This is a genomic window from Dyella psychrodurans (genome assembly GCF_003363265.1).
Lineage (GTDB): Bacteria > Pseudomonadota > Gammaproteobacteria > Xanthomonadales > Rhodanobacteraceae > Dyella_B > Dyella_B psychrodurans.
Window position 1 is genome coordinate 1 of sequence record NZ_QRBF01000003.1, and the last position, 15,167, is coordinate 15,167.

The window sequence follows — 15,167 nt, forward strand, 5'->3', positions numbered from 1 at the left end:
TGGACATCACCCTTCGGGCCAGTCCTGTCTGTCCGCATCCCTTCGGCCCATCGTCTCAACAGACAGCCAGTCTGCCTTCGCCGATGGCCCTGTGGTCTGCGGACAGACAGGGGCGGTGACGCCTGCGCAAACTTGTTCAGAGCATCCCTAGGCTTCGTTGATGCCGGCACGGCCGGCGAGAATCTGCGCCAGCACATCGGGCGCGTAATCGAACGAGTCGTAATACAGCCGGTCTTCCGCCAGGCCGGCATCGACGAAAAGCTTGCGCCCGGCGTCGATCATCGCGGGCGGTCCGCTCATGTAGACATCGAAGCCGGACAGATCGGGATGATCGTCGAGCACCGCTTCGTGCACGAGGCCGGCACGCATGCCGGCCATGCCCGCCTGCTCCGGATCGGACACCACGGCGTGAAAACGCACGTTGGATGCACCGGCGGCCCATTGCTCGGCCTGCGCGCGCAGATAAAGATCCGCCGCACTGCGCGCGCCCCAGTACACGTCGATCGAACGACGCGTACCCAGCGTCAGAAAATGCTCGAGGATCGCCTTCACCGGCGCAAAACCGGTGCCGCCCGCCATGAAAACGATGGGACGTTCGGAATCTTCGCGAGGCACGAACGTACCCAGCGGACCTTCGATGCGAAGCGTGTCGCCCTCTTTCAGCACATCGCTCACCCATGACGTGAAACCACCGCCGGCGACGTGACGGACATGCAATTCGATCACACCATCCGGCTGCGGTACGTTCGCAATCGAAAACGGACGGCGGCGGCCTTCGTCGAGCAGCACATCGAGGTACTGCCCCGGCAGCCAGTTCAATCGCGGCTCGCCTCGCGCAGGTTGCAGATGCAGCCCGATGACATCGGGCGCGAGCTGCCATTTGCGACTCACCTGCACGTCGAGCTGGCGACGCGCGATGTCTTCGACGGACGTGACTTCGCGCGCCTCCACCAACAGATCGGTGGCGGGAACGGCCTGGCACAGCAACACCGCGTGACGCGCACGATCGTGGACGTCCAGCGCCGTCGGCGGATTGCGTGGATACTCGCAACGGCCTTCGATCAAGGCCGCCTTGCAGCTGCCGCAAACGCCCGCACGGCAGGAATACGGCAGGGCGATGCCGGCGCGCTGCGCAGCTTCCAGCACGGTTTCGCCGGGCAAGACGTCGAAACGACGGCCGGACGTATGGAGAGTGACGGTAAACACGGGCGCATTGTCGTCGCTGGGGTGGTCGGCGGACAATGCGGGCTTCCCACACAAGTATCAACCGAGCATCCGCCCATGCGCATCTGGAAACAGGACATCGACGTCGAACAGCTCAACGGCTGGAGCGCCAACACCCTGATGGAGGCCATCGGCATCCGCATCACCGCGATCGGCGACGATTGGCTGCAAGGCACCATGCCGGTGGACCGCCGCACGCACCAGCCTTATGGCCTGCTGCATGGCGGCGCCTCGGTGGCACTGGCCGAAACGTTGGGCAGCACGGCGGCCATGCTGACGCTCGATCCCGCCAAGGAGCGCGCCGTGGGCCTGGATATCAACGCCAACCACATCCGCGGCGTGCTCAGCGGCACGGTGACGGGCACGGCGCGGCCGCTGCATACCGGCCGGTCCACGCAGGTGTGGGAGATTCGCATCGAAGACGAGGCCGGCAAGCTGGTGTGCATCTCGCGCCTGACCATGGCGGTGGTGCCGGCAGCCGCGGTAGGCGCGCGTTGATGCCGCTGCCGCGCTGATCGATGTCGAACGAAACGCCTTATGCACGGCTCACGCCCGACCTGGTGCTGGACGCGGTGACCACCTGCGGCCTCTGGCCCGACGGTCGTTTGCTTGCGCTGAACAGCTACGAAAACCGCGTCTGGCAGGTGGGTCTGGAAGACGGCAAACCCGTGGTGGCGAAGTTCTATCGCCCTGGCCGGTGGAGCGATGCGGCGATCCTGGAAGAACACGCCTTTGCGCGGGAACTCGCCGACGCCGAAATACCCATGATCGCAGCACTCGCCTTTACCGGGCGCACGCTGCTGCATCACGACGGCTTTCGCTACGCCTTGTCGCCACGGCATGGCGGTCGCGCGCCGTCGCTCGAATCGGCCGATCAACTGGAATGGCTGGGGCGCCTGATCGCGCGCATCCACAGTGTCGGTGCGCGCTCATCGTTCGCGCATCGCGGCCATGTGGATCGCGAGACCTTGATCGCGCAACCCATGCGGGCCGTGCTTGCGTCGAACCTGTTGCCTCCTTCGTCGACGGATCGCTATCGCGCCGCAGTCGAGCGCGTGGACCGCGCCGTCGCCGCGCGCTACGAAGCCGTCGGGCCCGTGCGGAATTTGCGCCTGCACGGCGATTGCCATCCCGGTAACGTGCTATGGACCGATGACGGCCCGCATTTCGTCGACCTCGACGATGCGCGCACGGGTCCGGCCGTGCAAGACTTGTGGATGCTTGCGCACGACGAACGTGCGATGGAGGCATTGCTCGAAGGCTATGGTTCAATGCGTGACTTCGATCACGCAGAACTTGCCTTGATCCCTGCGCTGCGCGCCATGCGACAAGTGCATTATGCAGGCTGGATCGCCGCGCGCTGGCACGACCCGGCGTTTCCCGCTGCGTTCCCCTTTGCCGCCGAACCGCGGTGGTGGGAACAACACATCACGGACCTGCACGAGCAGGCGGACGAACTCGAATAATTTTTCTTTTGATGGGGTGTTGAATGCGTCAGATTCTGTTTCGCCTGATCGGTATCCTGGAAGTCGCCGGCGGCTTTTACGGCATGGCCTCGGTATTGCCGCGACTGCTCGAATTCGGTCCGTTGCGCACGGCGGCGATCGGGTTGATCGAGTTTGCGCTCTATGCGTTTGTATTGATCGCAGGCGTGCTGCTGCTGGAAAACAGCGAGCGCGGCGTCCGCTTTTCCAGCGTCGCGCAGCTATTGCAACTGCCGCTGATCGCCACGCCGATTTTCAGCTATGCATTGCATTGCGGTGCCTTTATCAACTTGTCCTTGATCTTCCACACCCCCGTGCACCCGAGTCTGACCTGGCACTTCGGCAGTCAGGGCTTCGCATTGGCTTTTGGAGGACCTTCCCCTTCGCGGCTGGGCATCAATCTGCTCGCACTGCTGTCCTGGCTGGTCCTCAAGCTGCGCTGATGCACAAGCGCGGCACCCTCTCCCCTTCGGGGAGAGGGCTGGGGTGAGGGGCCACTCTTGCCTCGACTTTTAAAACTGCCGAAGTCCGCTTAAAGATTGCAGGCCGTCGCAAGGCTGCCCCTCATCCCAACCTTCTCTCCAACGGGGAGAAGGGGCCAAAGCCCGCTGCCGGTTATCATAGGCGGATGACTACCTCCGCCGAACTCCCCGTCATCCGCCTCAAATCCGACCGCGCCCCTGGCCACCCCTGGGTATGGTCGGCACAGGTGCACAAGCCCGAATCGCGCCTGCCGCCCGGCAGCGTGGTGGATGTGATGGATGCGAAGTACCGCTTCGTGGGGCGCGGGTTCTGGAACGGTCACGCTCGCATCGCGCTGCGCCTGCTCACGGCCGATGCCGGCGAGTCCATCGACGCCGCGTGGGTCGCATTGCGCATCGATCGCGCCGTCGCGCTTCGCCGCGAGCTGCTCAAACTGGACGACACCACCGATGCATGGCGCGTGGTGCACAGCGAAGGCGATGGACTATCGGGGCTGATCGTCGATCGCTACGCTGACATTCTGGTGATCGAATACTTTGCGGCGGGCATGTGGAAATTCCGCGACGCGATTCATGCCGCGCTGCTGCGTCATTTCCCCGGCGCGCGCCTGTACTGGTTTGCCGAAAGCCACGTGCAGAAGCAGGAGTCGTTCGACTGTCGCCCGATGGAAGCACCCACACCCGTGGAAGTTCACGAACACGGCCTGCGTTTTCATGCCGCGCCGGGCTACGGTCACAAGACGGGTTTCTTCGCCGATCAACGCGAAAACCGCCGTCGCTTCGCCGAACTCGTGCGCGGCCGGCGCGTGCTGGATCTGTGCTGCAACGCCGGCGGCTTTGCCGTGCACGCCATGGCGGCGGGCGCAAAAGGCGTGACGGGCGTGGACATGGATGCCGGCATTCTGGAAATCGCACGCGCCAATGCCACGGCCAACAACCTGCCGGCACGCTTCGAACAAGCCGATATTTTCGATTGGCTGCGTCAGGCGGTCGCGCGCGGCGAACGCTATGACGCGGTGATTCTCGATCCCGCCAAACTCACGCGCGACCGCACCAAGGTGCTCGATGCGCTGAAGAAGTACTTCGCGATGAACCGCCTGGCCCTGGATGTCATTCCACCCGGCGGCCTGCTATTGACCTGCTCATGCACGGGACTGGTCAGCGAAGCGGATTTCCTGGAAATGCTGCGTCGCGTGGCGCTCAACGCGGGACGCGAAATCCAGGTGCTGGAAGTACGCGGCGCAGGCGCCGATCACCCGGTGCGCACCGATGTGCCCGAAAGCCGTTACCTCAAGGCGGTGTTCTGCCGGGTGGATTGACGCGCCCCGCCGATTCGCCAAATCAGCAGCAACACATACGCCATCACCAGGTACGCCACCCATAACAGGAGTGCGTTGCGCAGCGTCGCGACATAACCGAGTGTCGATGCGTTGATGAATGCGTACGGATAGCTCCCGATGATGGCGCCGCGCACCAGCGCGTAAACGAAGTAAGCAACGGGATAAAGGCTCCACCGGAACGGAGCCGACCATCGCAACGCCGTGCCACGCAGCGCGATCAGGCTATAGAGCACAAACAGGATCGGCATCACGTAGTGCATCAGCACATCGGCCAGCAATTGCCATCCTTGCGGCGCCCATACATGCCGCAACAGCACGTAATACGCCACGCCCACAAAAACGATGCTGACCGCAACCCAGCCGATGACCTCGGGCCGCGCGAAAAATCGTCCCGCCGCGGAACGCCGCGCCAGCAGCGGCAACGTCGCGGCCAACGACACCAGCACGTTGGTCAAGACGGTGAAGAAGCCGAAATAAAGCACTACGCCAAAGGCAACCGTTCTTCCATTCGTCAGGGCGAGCCGTATCGATAGATAGAACTGCAAGAGAACGCCAAACCAGCCGAGCACCGCCATCAACGCGGCCAATGACCGCCCCTTGACGACCGGTTCGTTCATGGGGGCTCCTGCGCGGCATGGCGGTACGCCGATACTAACCCCCTGATCTCAGACATTGATACGCCAGCGCGTACACTGTGTCCCGCTGCCACCGGAACCTTCCATGCCCGTGATCGATATCCTGCTGATTCTGCTCGTTGCCCTGCTCGTCCTGCAGGTGTTTGCGCTGCTGCGCGGACGCCACGACGCCGGATTGAATACACGCCTGGACGCGCTGAAAGACGACAACCGCCATCTGCGCGAAGCACTGGCGCAGGAACAGCGCGCCGGACGCAGCGAGCTCAGTCAGGCCTTCCAACAGTTCAGTCAGCGCCTCGAAGCACTCACCGAACGCACCGAAACCAGCATTCAGGCGCTTAACCAGCGACTTGTCGAAGACGCGCGTCGCGGACGCGAGGAACTTGCCACCCAACTCACCCGACTCGGCGAACAACAGCAGCAGAGTTTGGCTGCGATCGCCGCCGACAACGAAAAGCGCCTTACCGAAGTGCGCACCACGCTCGAAACCAAACTGAGCGCCATCCAGCAGGACAACGCGACCAAGCTGGAACAAATGCGCGCAACGGTCGACGAAAAACTCCAATCCACACTCGAAACGCGACTCGGCCAATCCTTCAAGCTCGTCTCTGAGCGACTCGAAGCCGTGCAGCGCGGCCTGGGCGAAATGCAGTCATTGGCCAGCGGCGTGGGCGATCTCAAGCGCGTGCTGAGCAACGTGAAAACACGAGGCATTCTCGGCGAAATGCAACTCGGCGCCCTGCTGGACCAGATGCTCACCCCCGAGCAATACGCCGCCAACATCGCCACCGTGCCCGGTTCCGACGAGCGCGTCGAATTCGCCATACGCCTCCCTGGCAGCGACCGCGACAGCCAGGTCTGGCTGCCCATCGACGCCAAGTTTCCGCGCGAAGACTACGAGCGCCTGCTAGACGCACAACAGCAGGCCGACGCGGAAGCGGTCGAACGCGCCGCTGCCGCACTGGAGCGTCGCGTGCGCGACGAAGCCAAAACCATTCGCGCGAAATACATCGCCCCGCCGTCCACGACCGATTTCGCCATTCTTTTCCTGCCCACCGAGGGCCTTTACGCCGAAATCATTCGCCGTCCGGGCCTGTTCGAAAGCCTGCAGCGCGAACAACGCATCACCATCGCCGGCCCCACCACCCTCGCCGCACTGCTCAACAGCCTGCAGATGGGTTTCCGCACGCTCGCGATTCAACAACGCAGCAGCGAAGTGTGGCAGTTGCTAAGCGCCGTGAAGAACGAATTCAGCAAATTCGGCGATGTGCTCAACACCGTCCGCAAGAAACTCGACGAAGCCGGCAAGCACCTCGACAACACGTCTGTGCGCACGCGCGCCATCGAACGCAAGCTGCGTAATGTCGAATCGTTGCCGGGTGAACAGACCCAGCAATTGCTGGGCGACTCTGTGACGAACGAAGAAGAAGCCGCGGACGATTAAGCAAGCAACGAACGGCTCCTAAGCTCTTCAAGAAGTGCGCGCGCATGCGCGCCGCTTTTGCTCTTGCCTTCGGGGCCCCTTGGACCCGGCCGCCGGCAGGCGGTCGGAACGCCCGCCGCGCAGGCGAGCAACCTAGCGATCAGACACAGGCGCAGCCAAAAGCCAACGCCACTGGATCCCGGCCTACGCCGGGATGACGACCATGAGACGTGGCACAGGCATTGAAGCGATCAGTCGAAAGGAAAGCGAGCGTCAACTCAACGCATGCGCCGCAGCCTGCGCAATCAAATCATCATCCGGCCGCACCCCCGTATACAACACAAACTGCTCCACCGCCTGCAACACAATCACCTCCGCCCCCGTCACCGCCTGCTTGCCAAGCGACCGCGCCAGGCGAATCACCGGCGTCTCAGGCGGCGACGCCACCACATCAAACACCACCCGCGCACGCTCCACATCGCGCACATCAAACGCGATCTCGTCAGCCTCCGCACCGCCTTCCATGCCGACAGGCGTCACATTGATCAACAACTCCGCCGACAACCCTGACATATCAGCCGCCCACGAAAAGCCACTCACTTCGGCCAGCTTCCGCCCCGTAGCCTCATTGCGCGCCACGATATGCCCGTGCCTGAAACCCGCATCGCGAAACGCACAAGCCACCGCCTTCGCCATGCCTCCGCTACCGCGCAACGCAAGGCGCGTATCCGGCGCGATGCCATGCTGCTCGATCAACTTCCGCACCGCGATGTAGTCGGTGTTGTAAGCGCGTAGATAGCCATCGTCGTTGACGATCGTATTGATCGACCCGATCGCGGCGGCCGATGCGTCGACAGCGTCCACCAAGGGAATGACCGCTTCCTTGAAGGGCATCGAGATCGCGCATCCACGAATGCCCAGCGCGCGGATGCCGCCGATCGCCGCAGGGAGATCGCGCGTGGCGAACGACTTGTACACGTAATTGAGACCAAGCGCTTCGTAAAGAAAGTTCTGAAAGCGCGTGCCGAAGTTGCCCGGCCGCGCGGACAGGGACATGCAAAGCCGGGTGTCACGGTTGATGTAAAGGGACATGTCGATGACTCTGCCTATATGTCAAACGGTGTCGTTTGGCCCGCCGTTGGGGCCCATTCCGGGCCGGCGATGGCCGGGGCGATTGTCAAGAACCTTATTAGGGCGCTTCGGCCGGATCAATAAAAGGCTTGACGCGGGCGCTACAATCGACAGCCTGAGTACGTAACAAGGAAGCCGCATGAGCGAGCACGAACCCCACGACGTCACCCGCGAGCAGGCCGAAGAGGCCGTACGCACCCTGCTGCGCTGGGCCGGCGAGAATCCTGAGCGCGAAGGTCTGCTGGATACGCCACGCCGCGTGGTCAAGGCCTACCGCGACTGGTTCAGCGGCTACCAGATCGATCCGGGCGAATACCTGCGCCGCACGTTCGAAGAAGTAGCCGGCTACGACGAGATGGTCGTGCTACGCGATATCGAATTCGAAAGCCATTGCGAACATCACATGGCACCGATCATCGGACGCGCCCACGTGGGCTATCTGCCAACCAACCGTGTGGTGGGCATCAGCAAGCTCGCCCGCGTGGTGGACGCCTATGCGCGCCGTTTCCAGGTGCAGGAGAAGATGACCGCGGAAATCGCGCGCTGCATCCAGGACAACCTGCAACCCGTGGGCGTGGCGGTGGTGATCGACGCCAGTCATGAGTGCATGACCACGCGTGGCGTGCACAAGCGTGGCGTATCGATGATCACCAGCCAGATGCTCGGCAGCTTCCGCGACGACGCACGCACTCGCTCCGAGTTCCTCGATTTCATCGGCATCAACCGCGGCAAGCGCTGATGCGCGCATCGATTGCCGCCCTGCTGCTCTGGCTTCCTGTCGCCGCGCTTGCACAAAACGCGGAGTCGGCGCTTTTTCGGGCCATGGATGCCAACGGCGACGGCCGGATCAGCGAAGCGGAATACGTGGCGTACATGAGCCAGGGCTTCTATCGGCTGGATCGCAATCACGACGGCATCCTGGAGCAGGACGAATTGCCAGGCGGCCACGGCAAGCCGATCACGCTGCAGGAATGGCAAGACAACCTGCGACGCGAATTCCACAAGCTGGACCGCCACCATCACGGCTACCTGACTGAGCAGGAATTGATGCAGCCTCCGCAGTAGCGGGCGCCCTGCCGATCGGGAGAACCCGCACCCTAGAGCAAGCCCCAAAATCCTAAGGTGGGTCGACCTCCGCGACCTTTTGCTCACTTCCTACCCATGCCAAGCCGCCCGCCATCGGCTATCGTTGGGCCTTTGACACTCTTCGCTGGCTATTCGCGCCCCTGCATGGACTCCGCATCGAACACCGCCACGTCGCGCAACAACGCCGCTTTCGCATTCATCTTTGTGACGGTGATGCTGGACATGCTGGCATTCGGCATCATCATCCCGGTGCTCCCGCACTTGATCGTGCAGCTGATCGGCGGAAGCATTGCACGCGCGGCAGTGTGGACCAGCGCATTCGGCACGCTCTACATGCTGATGCAGTTCGTGTGCTCGCCGGTGCAGGGAACGTTGTCGGACCGCTTCGGCCGACGCTCTGTGATCCTGATTTCCAGCTTCGGACTGGGCGTCGACTTCATCGTGATGGCGATAACGCCCGTCTTGTGGCTGCTGTTTTTGGGCCGTGGCGTCTCCGGCATGTGCGCGGCGAGCTTCTCCACGGCGAACGCCTATATCGCCGATATCGTGCCGAAGGAAAAACGCGCGGCGGCTTTTGGCGCACTGGGCGCCGCGTTCGGCATCGGTTTCATCGTGGGCCCCGCGCTGGGCGGCTTCCTTGGCCACTTCAGCATCCGCCTGCCCTTCTGGGTGGCGGCGTGTCTGTCGCTGCTCAATTTCTGCTATGGCTTCTTCGTGCTGCCGGAATCGCTGCCGCCGGAACGTCGCACCAAGCGCTTTGATTGGAGCCATGCCAATCCGTTCGGTGCACTGGTGTTGCTGCGTCGCTATCCGCAGGTATTCGCGTTCGCCGCGGTTTACTTCCTGATGAACCTCGCGCAGTTCTCGCTCAACTCCACCTACGTGCTTTATACCGACTATCGTTACGGCTGGGGCCCGCAGGCCGTGGGCTACACGCTCGCGTTTGTTGGCTTGTGCAGCGGCCTGGTGCAGGCGGTGTTGGTGCGCCAGCTCATGCCAAAGCTGGGCGAGAGCAAACTGATCATGATCGGCCTGCCGTTGTGCGTGGCCGGTTATATGTTCTTTGGTCTGTCGTCGACAGCGTGGCTTTTCCTGCTCGGCATTCCTTTCCTGTGCCTGGGTGGACTGGCGGGTCCGCCAGCGCAAGCCCTGATGACGCAACAAGTCGATCCGCACGAACAAGGCCGACTGCAAGGTGCGCTCACCAGTCTGGCGAGCCTCGCCGGCATTTTCGGACCGGCGCTTTTTGCGAATCTTTTTGCGCTCTTCATCAGCGATCACGCACCCGCGCATCTCCCGGGCATTTCTTTCGTGCTCGCCGCCTTGCTGCTGGTCGTTGCCGCGTTCATCGCCAACTATGCGATACGGCATATGCACCCTCATCATGCGACATCGCATGCCGACGGCGGGGCAGCGGCACTAGCCGCTGAACTCTCGCCGCTGGCAGGGACCGTCGCCCACGAACCTCTCCCCACCGATCAATCGGAGTCATCACCATGAGTATTTCGATGTACCAAGTCGCCGTGCCGGTATTCCTGCGCGCGCTCACGAACCTGCATCACGTGCTGAAGCTCGGCCAGGCGCATGCCAAGGAAAGGAGCGTGGAAGATTCGGTGATGCTGCACACGCGCCTGATCCCCGACATGCTGCCCCTGGTGAAGCAGGTGCAGATCGCCACCGACATGGCCAAGAACGGCGCTGCACGCCTCGCCGGCGTCGATCCGTTGAAGTTCGAAGACAACGAAACGTCGTTCGACGAGCTGCACAACCGCATCGAACGCGCCATCGACTACATCAAGAGCTTCAAGCCGGAACAGATCGACGGCAGTGAAACGCGTGCGATCACGCTGAAGACGCGCAACGGCGAGCAGCACTTCGAGGGCGATGCCTATCTGCTGCACTTCGTCATTCCGAACCTGTTCTTCCACTGCACCACGGCGTACGACATTCTGCGCGCCGCCGGCACGAACATTGGCAAGACGGATTTCATTGGTAAGGCGTAAGGCTTTTCTTCGCGTGCAGGGCGAGGCAATCGCCCTGCATAGCATCTTCTGAGCTGTCGCCTCCGTTGCAGGCGCAGCGGGCGAACCGCCCCTCATCAAGCACAGCACACCTCGTACTCGTCCGCACTGCATCGCGCAGTAGCGGGCTTTTTTTGCGTCCTTCAAATTTCCTGGTCATCGCTTCCTCATCAAATTAGGCGCAGTCCGATTGTTGCAAAAACGTCGGTCGCTTATTTGATCGTTACGGTTCGCAACAAATTTTCCTTCAGGGGGCGAGCCGTGAATCCGCGACGATCACTTCGACAGCCATGCGTCATGGCCAGGGGTGACTTTCGCTTTTGTCATCCGTCGTTCGTTGTACCGCTAGGCGGCGAATGGCGATTCCAGGGAGAGAGCGCTTTGAAGACAGGAAATACTTTTAACTACTCATTGCTGGCGTTGGCATGTGCAACCGCGCTGGCGAGCACGAGTGTCTTTGCGCAGTCCACAACCGGAAGCATCGGTGGCCAGGCGCAACCAGGCGCAACAATCACTGCCACGAGCTCTACCGGCTTGGTTCGCAAAACTACCGTGGACAATTCGGGGCGCTATAGCTTTACCAATCTACCCCTTGGTGCCTACAGCGTCTCGCTTCAGCGAGACGGCGTGGTCGTTGATAAGCGCGACAACGTAAATATCGTTGTGAACTCAAACACGGATGTGTCGTTCGCTTCTGCTTCGAATGCGAAGTCACTTAGTGTGGTCAGCGTCTCCGCCAATGCAATCCCACCCATTGACGTGACGACTGTGGATTCGCGCACAGTTATAACGTCCAGAGAGCTCGCGCAGCTTCCGATCGCTCGCACCGCAGAGTCGATTGCCATGTTGGCACCGGGCGCTGTTGGTGGCAGCAGCTACTTCAGTGGTCCGACAGGCAATGCACTTGTTTCGTTTGGTGGTGCATCAGTCACTGAAAATGCCTATTACATTAATGGCTTCAACACGACAGACCCGCTTTCCGGTATGGGTGGCATCAGCCTGCCCTACGGTTCGATTGATCAGCAGGAAGTTTTCACTGGTGGCTACAGCGCCAAATACGGTCGTTCGGACGGCGGCGTTATCAACCAGGTCGGCATGCGTGGCACCAATCAGTGGCATTTCGGTGCGCAGGTCTTGTGGGAGCCCAGTTTCCTTGCGTCCAACCCCAGGAACGTCTACTACCCCAATGCGGCACTTCCTGCAGGTTATGGTTACCAAAACCCCGCGCTAGCCGGCTCTCTGTACCGTTCGCGTAAGGACAATACGGCCACGCACACGGTTTACAGCTTCTATCTCGGCGGCCCGCTGATCAAAGACAAGCTTTTCCTTTTCGCATCGGCCGAAGCTGAGAAGAGAGACGGTTTGTCGACTTCTTCATCTGCTTCATCTCAACCCTACAATGACCGTTACAGTTACAGCCTTCCCAAGCACTACCTCAAGCTGGACTGGAACATCAACGACAGCAATATTCTCGAGTTCACCAATATATCGAACAAAGAATCCTATAGTGGCAGCTTGTATGCGTACGATTACGACACCCGCTCGCAAGGTCCGCTGTTTGGTTATGACACATCGACCAAGACGGGTTCTGATATCTATATTGGCAAGTACACCAGTTACATCACCGATGACCTGACCTTTTCGGCCACCTACGGCAAGACCAAGGTCATGGATTACAGCCAGATCCCAGGTGCCGACCCAACGCTGCCTTATCTCGGCGGTGTGGTGAATCAGGATCCGAGCATTACCGGAGGTGCCCCCATCACCAACGGCATCACTACGCCATATGTAAAGTCGCCTAATGCCGGAAGCAGCAGCCATGGACTGCGCCTCGATCTCGAATACAAACTGGGAGACCACACGCTTTCCGCGGGCATCGACAACATAACCACTTCATCGACTGACGAAGGCCAACAGGTATTCGGACCTGCCTATGCATGGCTCTATGGCAAGGCCAGCAGGCCAAATACCCCGCTGAATCCGGCTTTTGGCGTTGGCGCACCAGGAGGCAACGGTTATTACGTTCGCAGGTACATCTTCACCACAACGACCAGCATGTCGGTGGGTCAAACCGCACAATACCTGGAAGATCGTTGGCAGGTGAATGACCGCTGGTTGCTGAGCATCGGGCTTCGCAACGACCAGTTCAGCAACTACAACAACCTCCATCAAGCATTCGTGCACAACACGAATCAATGGGCGCCGCGCCTTGGATTCAGCTGGGACGTACTAGGCGATTCCACGTTCAAGGTATTCGGCAACCTGGGACGTTATTACCTTGCATTGCCCAATAGCGTGGCTGAACGCGCTGCAGGCCCTTCCACCTATACCAATGAGTATTTCACCTATACGGGCATTAACCCGACCACCGGCGCACCGACTGGCCTAACTGCTATCGGACCAGGCCCAATCTCTTCCAATGGCGAGTATGGACAAACGCCGGATCCCAAAACGGTCACCGCGATCGATCTTCGCTCGCAATATCAGGACGAAGCCATCTTAGGTTTCACCAAGATGCTTGGCAGCAAATGGATGTATGGCGCCAAAGTCACCGTGCGCAAGCTGCAAACCGACATTGACGACGTTTGCGACGATGATGCCGTGGCAAGAAAGGCCGTTGCGTCGGGAATCAATCCGGACAGCATCGTATTTCCGAACAGCTGCTTGATCTTCAATCCCGGCAAGACCAACACATTCCTGTTGGCCAATGCTGATGGAAATGGCTACTCCAAAGTCACCATGACGACCCAAGATTGGGGTTTCACCGAAGGAGCAAAGCGTAAGTACTACGCGCTTGATCTGTTCCTGGAGCATCCGTTCGATGGTAAGTGGCAAGCCCGCATCGACTACACATTCTCGCGTAGTTATGGCAACACGGAAGGTCAGGTGCTTTCCACCATCGGTCAGGATGACGTTGCCAAGTCGCAGGACTGGGACTTCTGGCAGCTCATGGAAAACAGCAACGGGGTTCTGTCTAACGATCGCACCCATGTGCTGAAAGCCCGAGGTGCGTACCAAATCTCACCAGAATGGATGATTTCCGGTTCGCTGCAAATCGCGTCTGGCGCACCCAGAGTGTGCATGGGTTACTACGGGACTGACGAGTCCGATCCCGTGCTTTACGGTTCCGCGTACCATTACTGCGCTGGCAATCCAACACCGCTCGGTAGTCTGGGAAGGTTGCCATGGACGAAACAGCTCAATCTGGGCGTGACCTATCGACCACCGTTTGCGGACAAGAAGCTCGCGTTCAGCCTCGATGTTTTCAATGTGCTGAACGAACGCAACCCCACGGTACTCGACGCAACCTACGAAACCGCTCCCTATACGGTTTCCAACACCTATGGGATGCCGTTGTATCTGGAGGCCCCGCGCTACGTTCGACTCTCGGCTACGTACGACTTCTAATCCGCGGCTTGAACTGATAGCCAGCGTTTTAACGCTGAATAATGCATAAGATTGTTGTTTTTTACCCAGCCTGGGGCCGGCATTGCCGGCCCCCTTTTTTTATTGCTGCGACTTGCATTTCGCAGCGGTGGGCTTGCCATAGAATTCACTGAACCGCATATAGCACGTACCCAGCTACCCGAGGCCAAATATGGCTGACACCAAACATCTCAAAATCGATTTCGTTTCCGACGTCGTCTGCCCCTGGTGCGCCATTGGCCTGAAGTCACTTGAGCAGGCGCTGCAGCGGCTGGATGGACAGGTCACCGCCGATCTTCATTTCCAGCCCTTCGAGCTGAATCCCGACATGATTCCAGGCGGCGAGGACGTGGTCGAACACCTCACTCGCAAATACGGCAGTACGCCGGAGCAGATGCTCAAGAACCAGGAGGGCATCCGCCAGCGCGGGGCGTCGGTCGGCTTTACCTTCAACATGGGCAAGCGCAGCCGCATCTACAACACCTTCGATGCCCATCGCCTGCTGCACTGGGCTGAACTCGAAGGGCGGCAAGGCGCGCTGAAACTGGCGCTGATGGAAGCCTATTTCGCCAAGGGCGAGGATGTGGGCTCCCATGATGTCCTGGCGCGGGTCGCCGGCGAGGTGGGCCTGGATGCCGCGAAGGCTCGCGAGGTGCTCGACAGCGGGCGCTACGCGGAGGAAGTCCGGGCGCAGGAGCGCTTCTTCCAGGAACAGGGCATTCGGGCCGTGCCGTCGGTCATCGTCAACGGGCGCTACCTGATCCAGGGCGGCCAGCCTCCCGAAGTCTTCGAGCAAACCTTGCGGCAGATCGCGGCCGAGGCCTGAACAGGCTCTTTGGACCCGCCGCTGCCGGGCGCGGCCCGCAGCGGCGCCGGGCGACGTGAGACAATGGCGCGTCCCGTTCCGCCCCGCGC

General features: G+C 60.8%; 14 protein-coding genes. 11 read left to right on the forward strand and 3 right to left on the reverse strand.

What is annotated here, in order from left to right; genetic code table 11:
* Positions 1 to 147: 147 nt before the first annotated feature.
* Positions 148 to 1,242, reverse strand: coding sequence for a 2Fe-2S iron-sulfur cluster-binding protein (locus DWU99_RS09115; protein ID WP_233511014.1), 1,095 nt, complete (start codon positions 1,240 to 1,242; stop codon positions 148 to 150).
* A gap of 39 nt (positions 1,243 to 1,281) precedes the next feature.
* On the opposite strand from DWU99_RS09115, the gene DWU99_RS09120 reads away from it, so the two are divergent.
* The 4 genes from DWU99_RS09120 (at position 1,282) to DWU99_RS09135 (ending at position 4,509) form a co-directional block, all read left to right on the forward strand.
* A complete protein-coding gene (locus tag DWU99_RS09120; protein ID WP_115477741.1) occupies positions 1,282 to 1,722 on the forward strand; it encodes a hotdog fold thioesterase in 441 nt (146 codons plus the stop codon).
* A 20-nt stretch (positions 1,723 to 1,742) separates the two neighbouring features.
* On the forward strand, positions 1,743 to 2,690 hold the full coding sequence (locus DWU99_RS09125) for a serine/threonine protein kinase (protein ID WP_115477742.1): 948 nt from the start codon (positions 1,743 to 1,745) through the stop codon (positions 2,688 to 2,690).
* Between the two features lie 23 nt (positions 2,691 to 2,713).
* On the forward strand, positions 2,714 to 3,151 hold the full coding sequence (locus DWU99_RS09130) for a hypothetical protein (protein ID WP_115477743.1): 438 nt from the start codon (positions 2,714 to 2,716) through the stop codon (positions 3,149 to 3,151).
* 185 nt (positions 3,152 to 3,336) lie between these two features.
* Positions 3,337 to 4,509: a class I SAM-dependent rRNA methyltransferase gene (locus DWU99_RS09135; RefSeq protein ID WP_115477744.1), complete on the forward strand. Its 1,173-nt coding sequence runs from the start codon at positions 3,337 to 3,339 to the stop codon at positions 4,507 to 4,509.
* Here DWU99_RS09135 and DWU99_RS09140 read toward each other — a convergent pair.
* Complete coding sequence (locus DWU99_RS09140) at positions 4,476 to 5,147, reverse strand: Pr6Pr family membrane protein (RefSeq protein WP_115477745.1); 672 nt, start codon at positions 5,145 to 5,147, stop codon at positions 4,476 to 4,478. The two genes, DWU99_RS09135 and DWU99_RS09140, sit on opposite strands and share 34 nt — an antisense overlap.
* 103 nt (positions 5,148 to 5,250) lie before the next feature.
* On the opposite strand from DWU99_RS09140, the gene DWU99_RS09145 reads away from it, so the two are divergent.
* Positions 5,251 to 6,609: a DNA recombination protein RmuC gene (locus DWU99_RS09145; protein WP_115477746.1), complete on the forward strand. Its 1,359-nt coding sequence runs from the start codon at positions 5,251 to 5,253 to the stop codon at positions 6,607 to 6,609.
* Positions 6,610 to 6,861: 252 nt separating this feature from the next.
* On the opposite strand, the gene DWU99_RS09150 is transcribed toward DWU99_RS09145, so the two are convergent.
* Positions 6,862 to 7,680 (reverse strand): shikimate 5-dehydrogenase, encoded by an 819-nt coding sequence (locus tag DWU99_RS09150; protein ID WP_115477747.1) that lies wholly within the window; start codon positions 7,678 to 7,680, stop codon positions 6,862 to 6,864.
* Between the two features lie 178 nt (positions 7,681 to 7,858).
* Here DWU99_RS09150 and folE point away from each other — a divergent pair, with 178 nt between their 5' ends.
* The 6 genes from folE to DWU99_RS09180 all read left to right on the forward strand — a co-directional run bounded on the left by folE (position 7,859) and on the right by DWU99_RS09180 (position 15,078).
* Positions 7,859 to 8,458 carry a GTP cyclohydrolase I FolE gene (gene folE / locus DWU99_RS09155; RefSeq protein ID WP_115477748.1) on the forward strand — a complete coding sequence of 200 codons (600 nt, stop codon included), beginning with the start codon at positions 7,859 to 7,861 and terminating at the stop codon, positions 8,456 to 8,458.
* The gene (locus DWU99_RS09160; protein ID WP_115477749.1) at positions 8,458 to 8,784 is read left to right on the forward strand and encodes an EF-hand domain-containing protein; all 327 of its coding nucleotides are present in this window, start codon (positions 8,458 to 8,460) and stop codon (positions 8,782 to 8,784) included. The genes folE and DWU99_RS09160 overlap by 1 nt, the downstream gene beginning before the upstream one ends.
* Positions 8,785 to 8,949: 165 nt before the next feature.
* Positions 8,950 to 10,305 (forward strand): TCR/Tet family MFS transporter, encoded by a 1,356-nt coding sequence (locus tag DWU99_RS09165; RefSeq protein WP_115477750.1) that lies wholly within the window; start codon positions 8,950 to 8,952, stop codon positions 10,303 to 10,305.
* Positions 10,302 to 10,808: a DUF1993 domain-containing protein gene (locus DWU99_RS09170; RefSeq protein ID WP_115477751.1), complete on the forward strand. Its 507-nt coding sequence runs from the start codon at positions 10,302 to 10,304 to the stop codon at positions 10,806 to 10,808. Before DWU99_RS09165 ends, DWU99_RS09170 begins: the two co-directional genes overlap by 4 nt.
* Positions 10,809 to 11,207: 399 nt before the next feature.
* Positions 11,208 to 14,234, forward strand: a complete 3,027-nt coding sequence (locus DWU99_RS09175; RefSeq protein ID WP_233511016.1) for a TonB-dependent receptor — start codon at positions 11,208 to 11,210, stop codon at positions 14,232 to 14,234.
* 190 nt (positions 14,235 to 14,424) lie between these two features.
* The gene (locus DWU99_RS09180; RefSeq protein ID WP_115477753.1) at positions 14,425 to 15,078 is read left to right on the forward strand and encodes a DsbA family oxidoreductase; all 654 of its coding nucleotides are present in this window, start codon (positions 14,425 to 14,427) and stop codon (positions 15,076 to 15,078) included.
* The last annotated feature ends 89 nt before the right edge of the window (positions 15,079 to 15,167 follow it).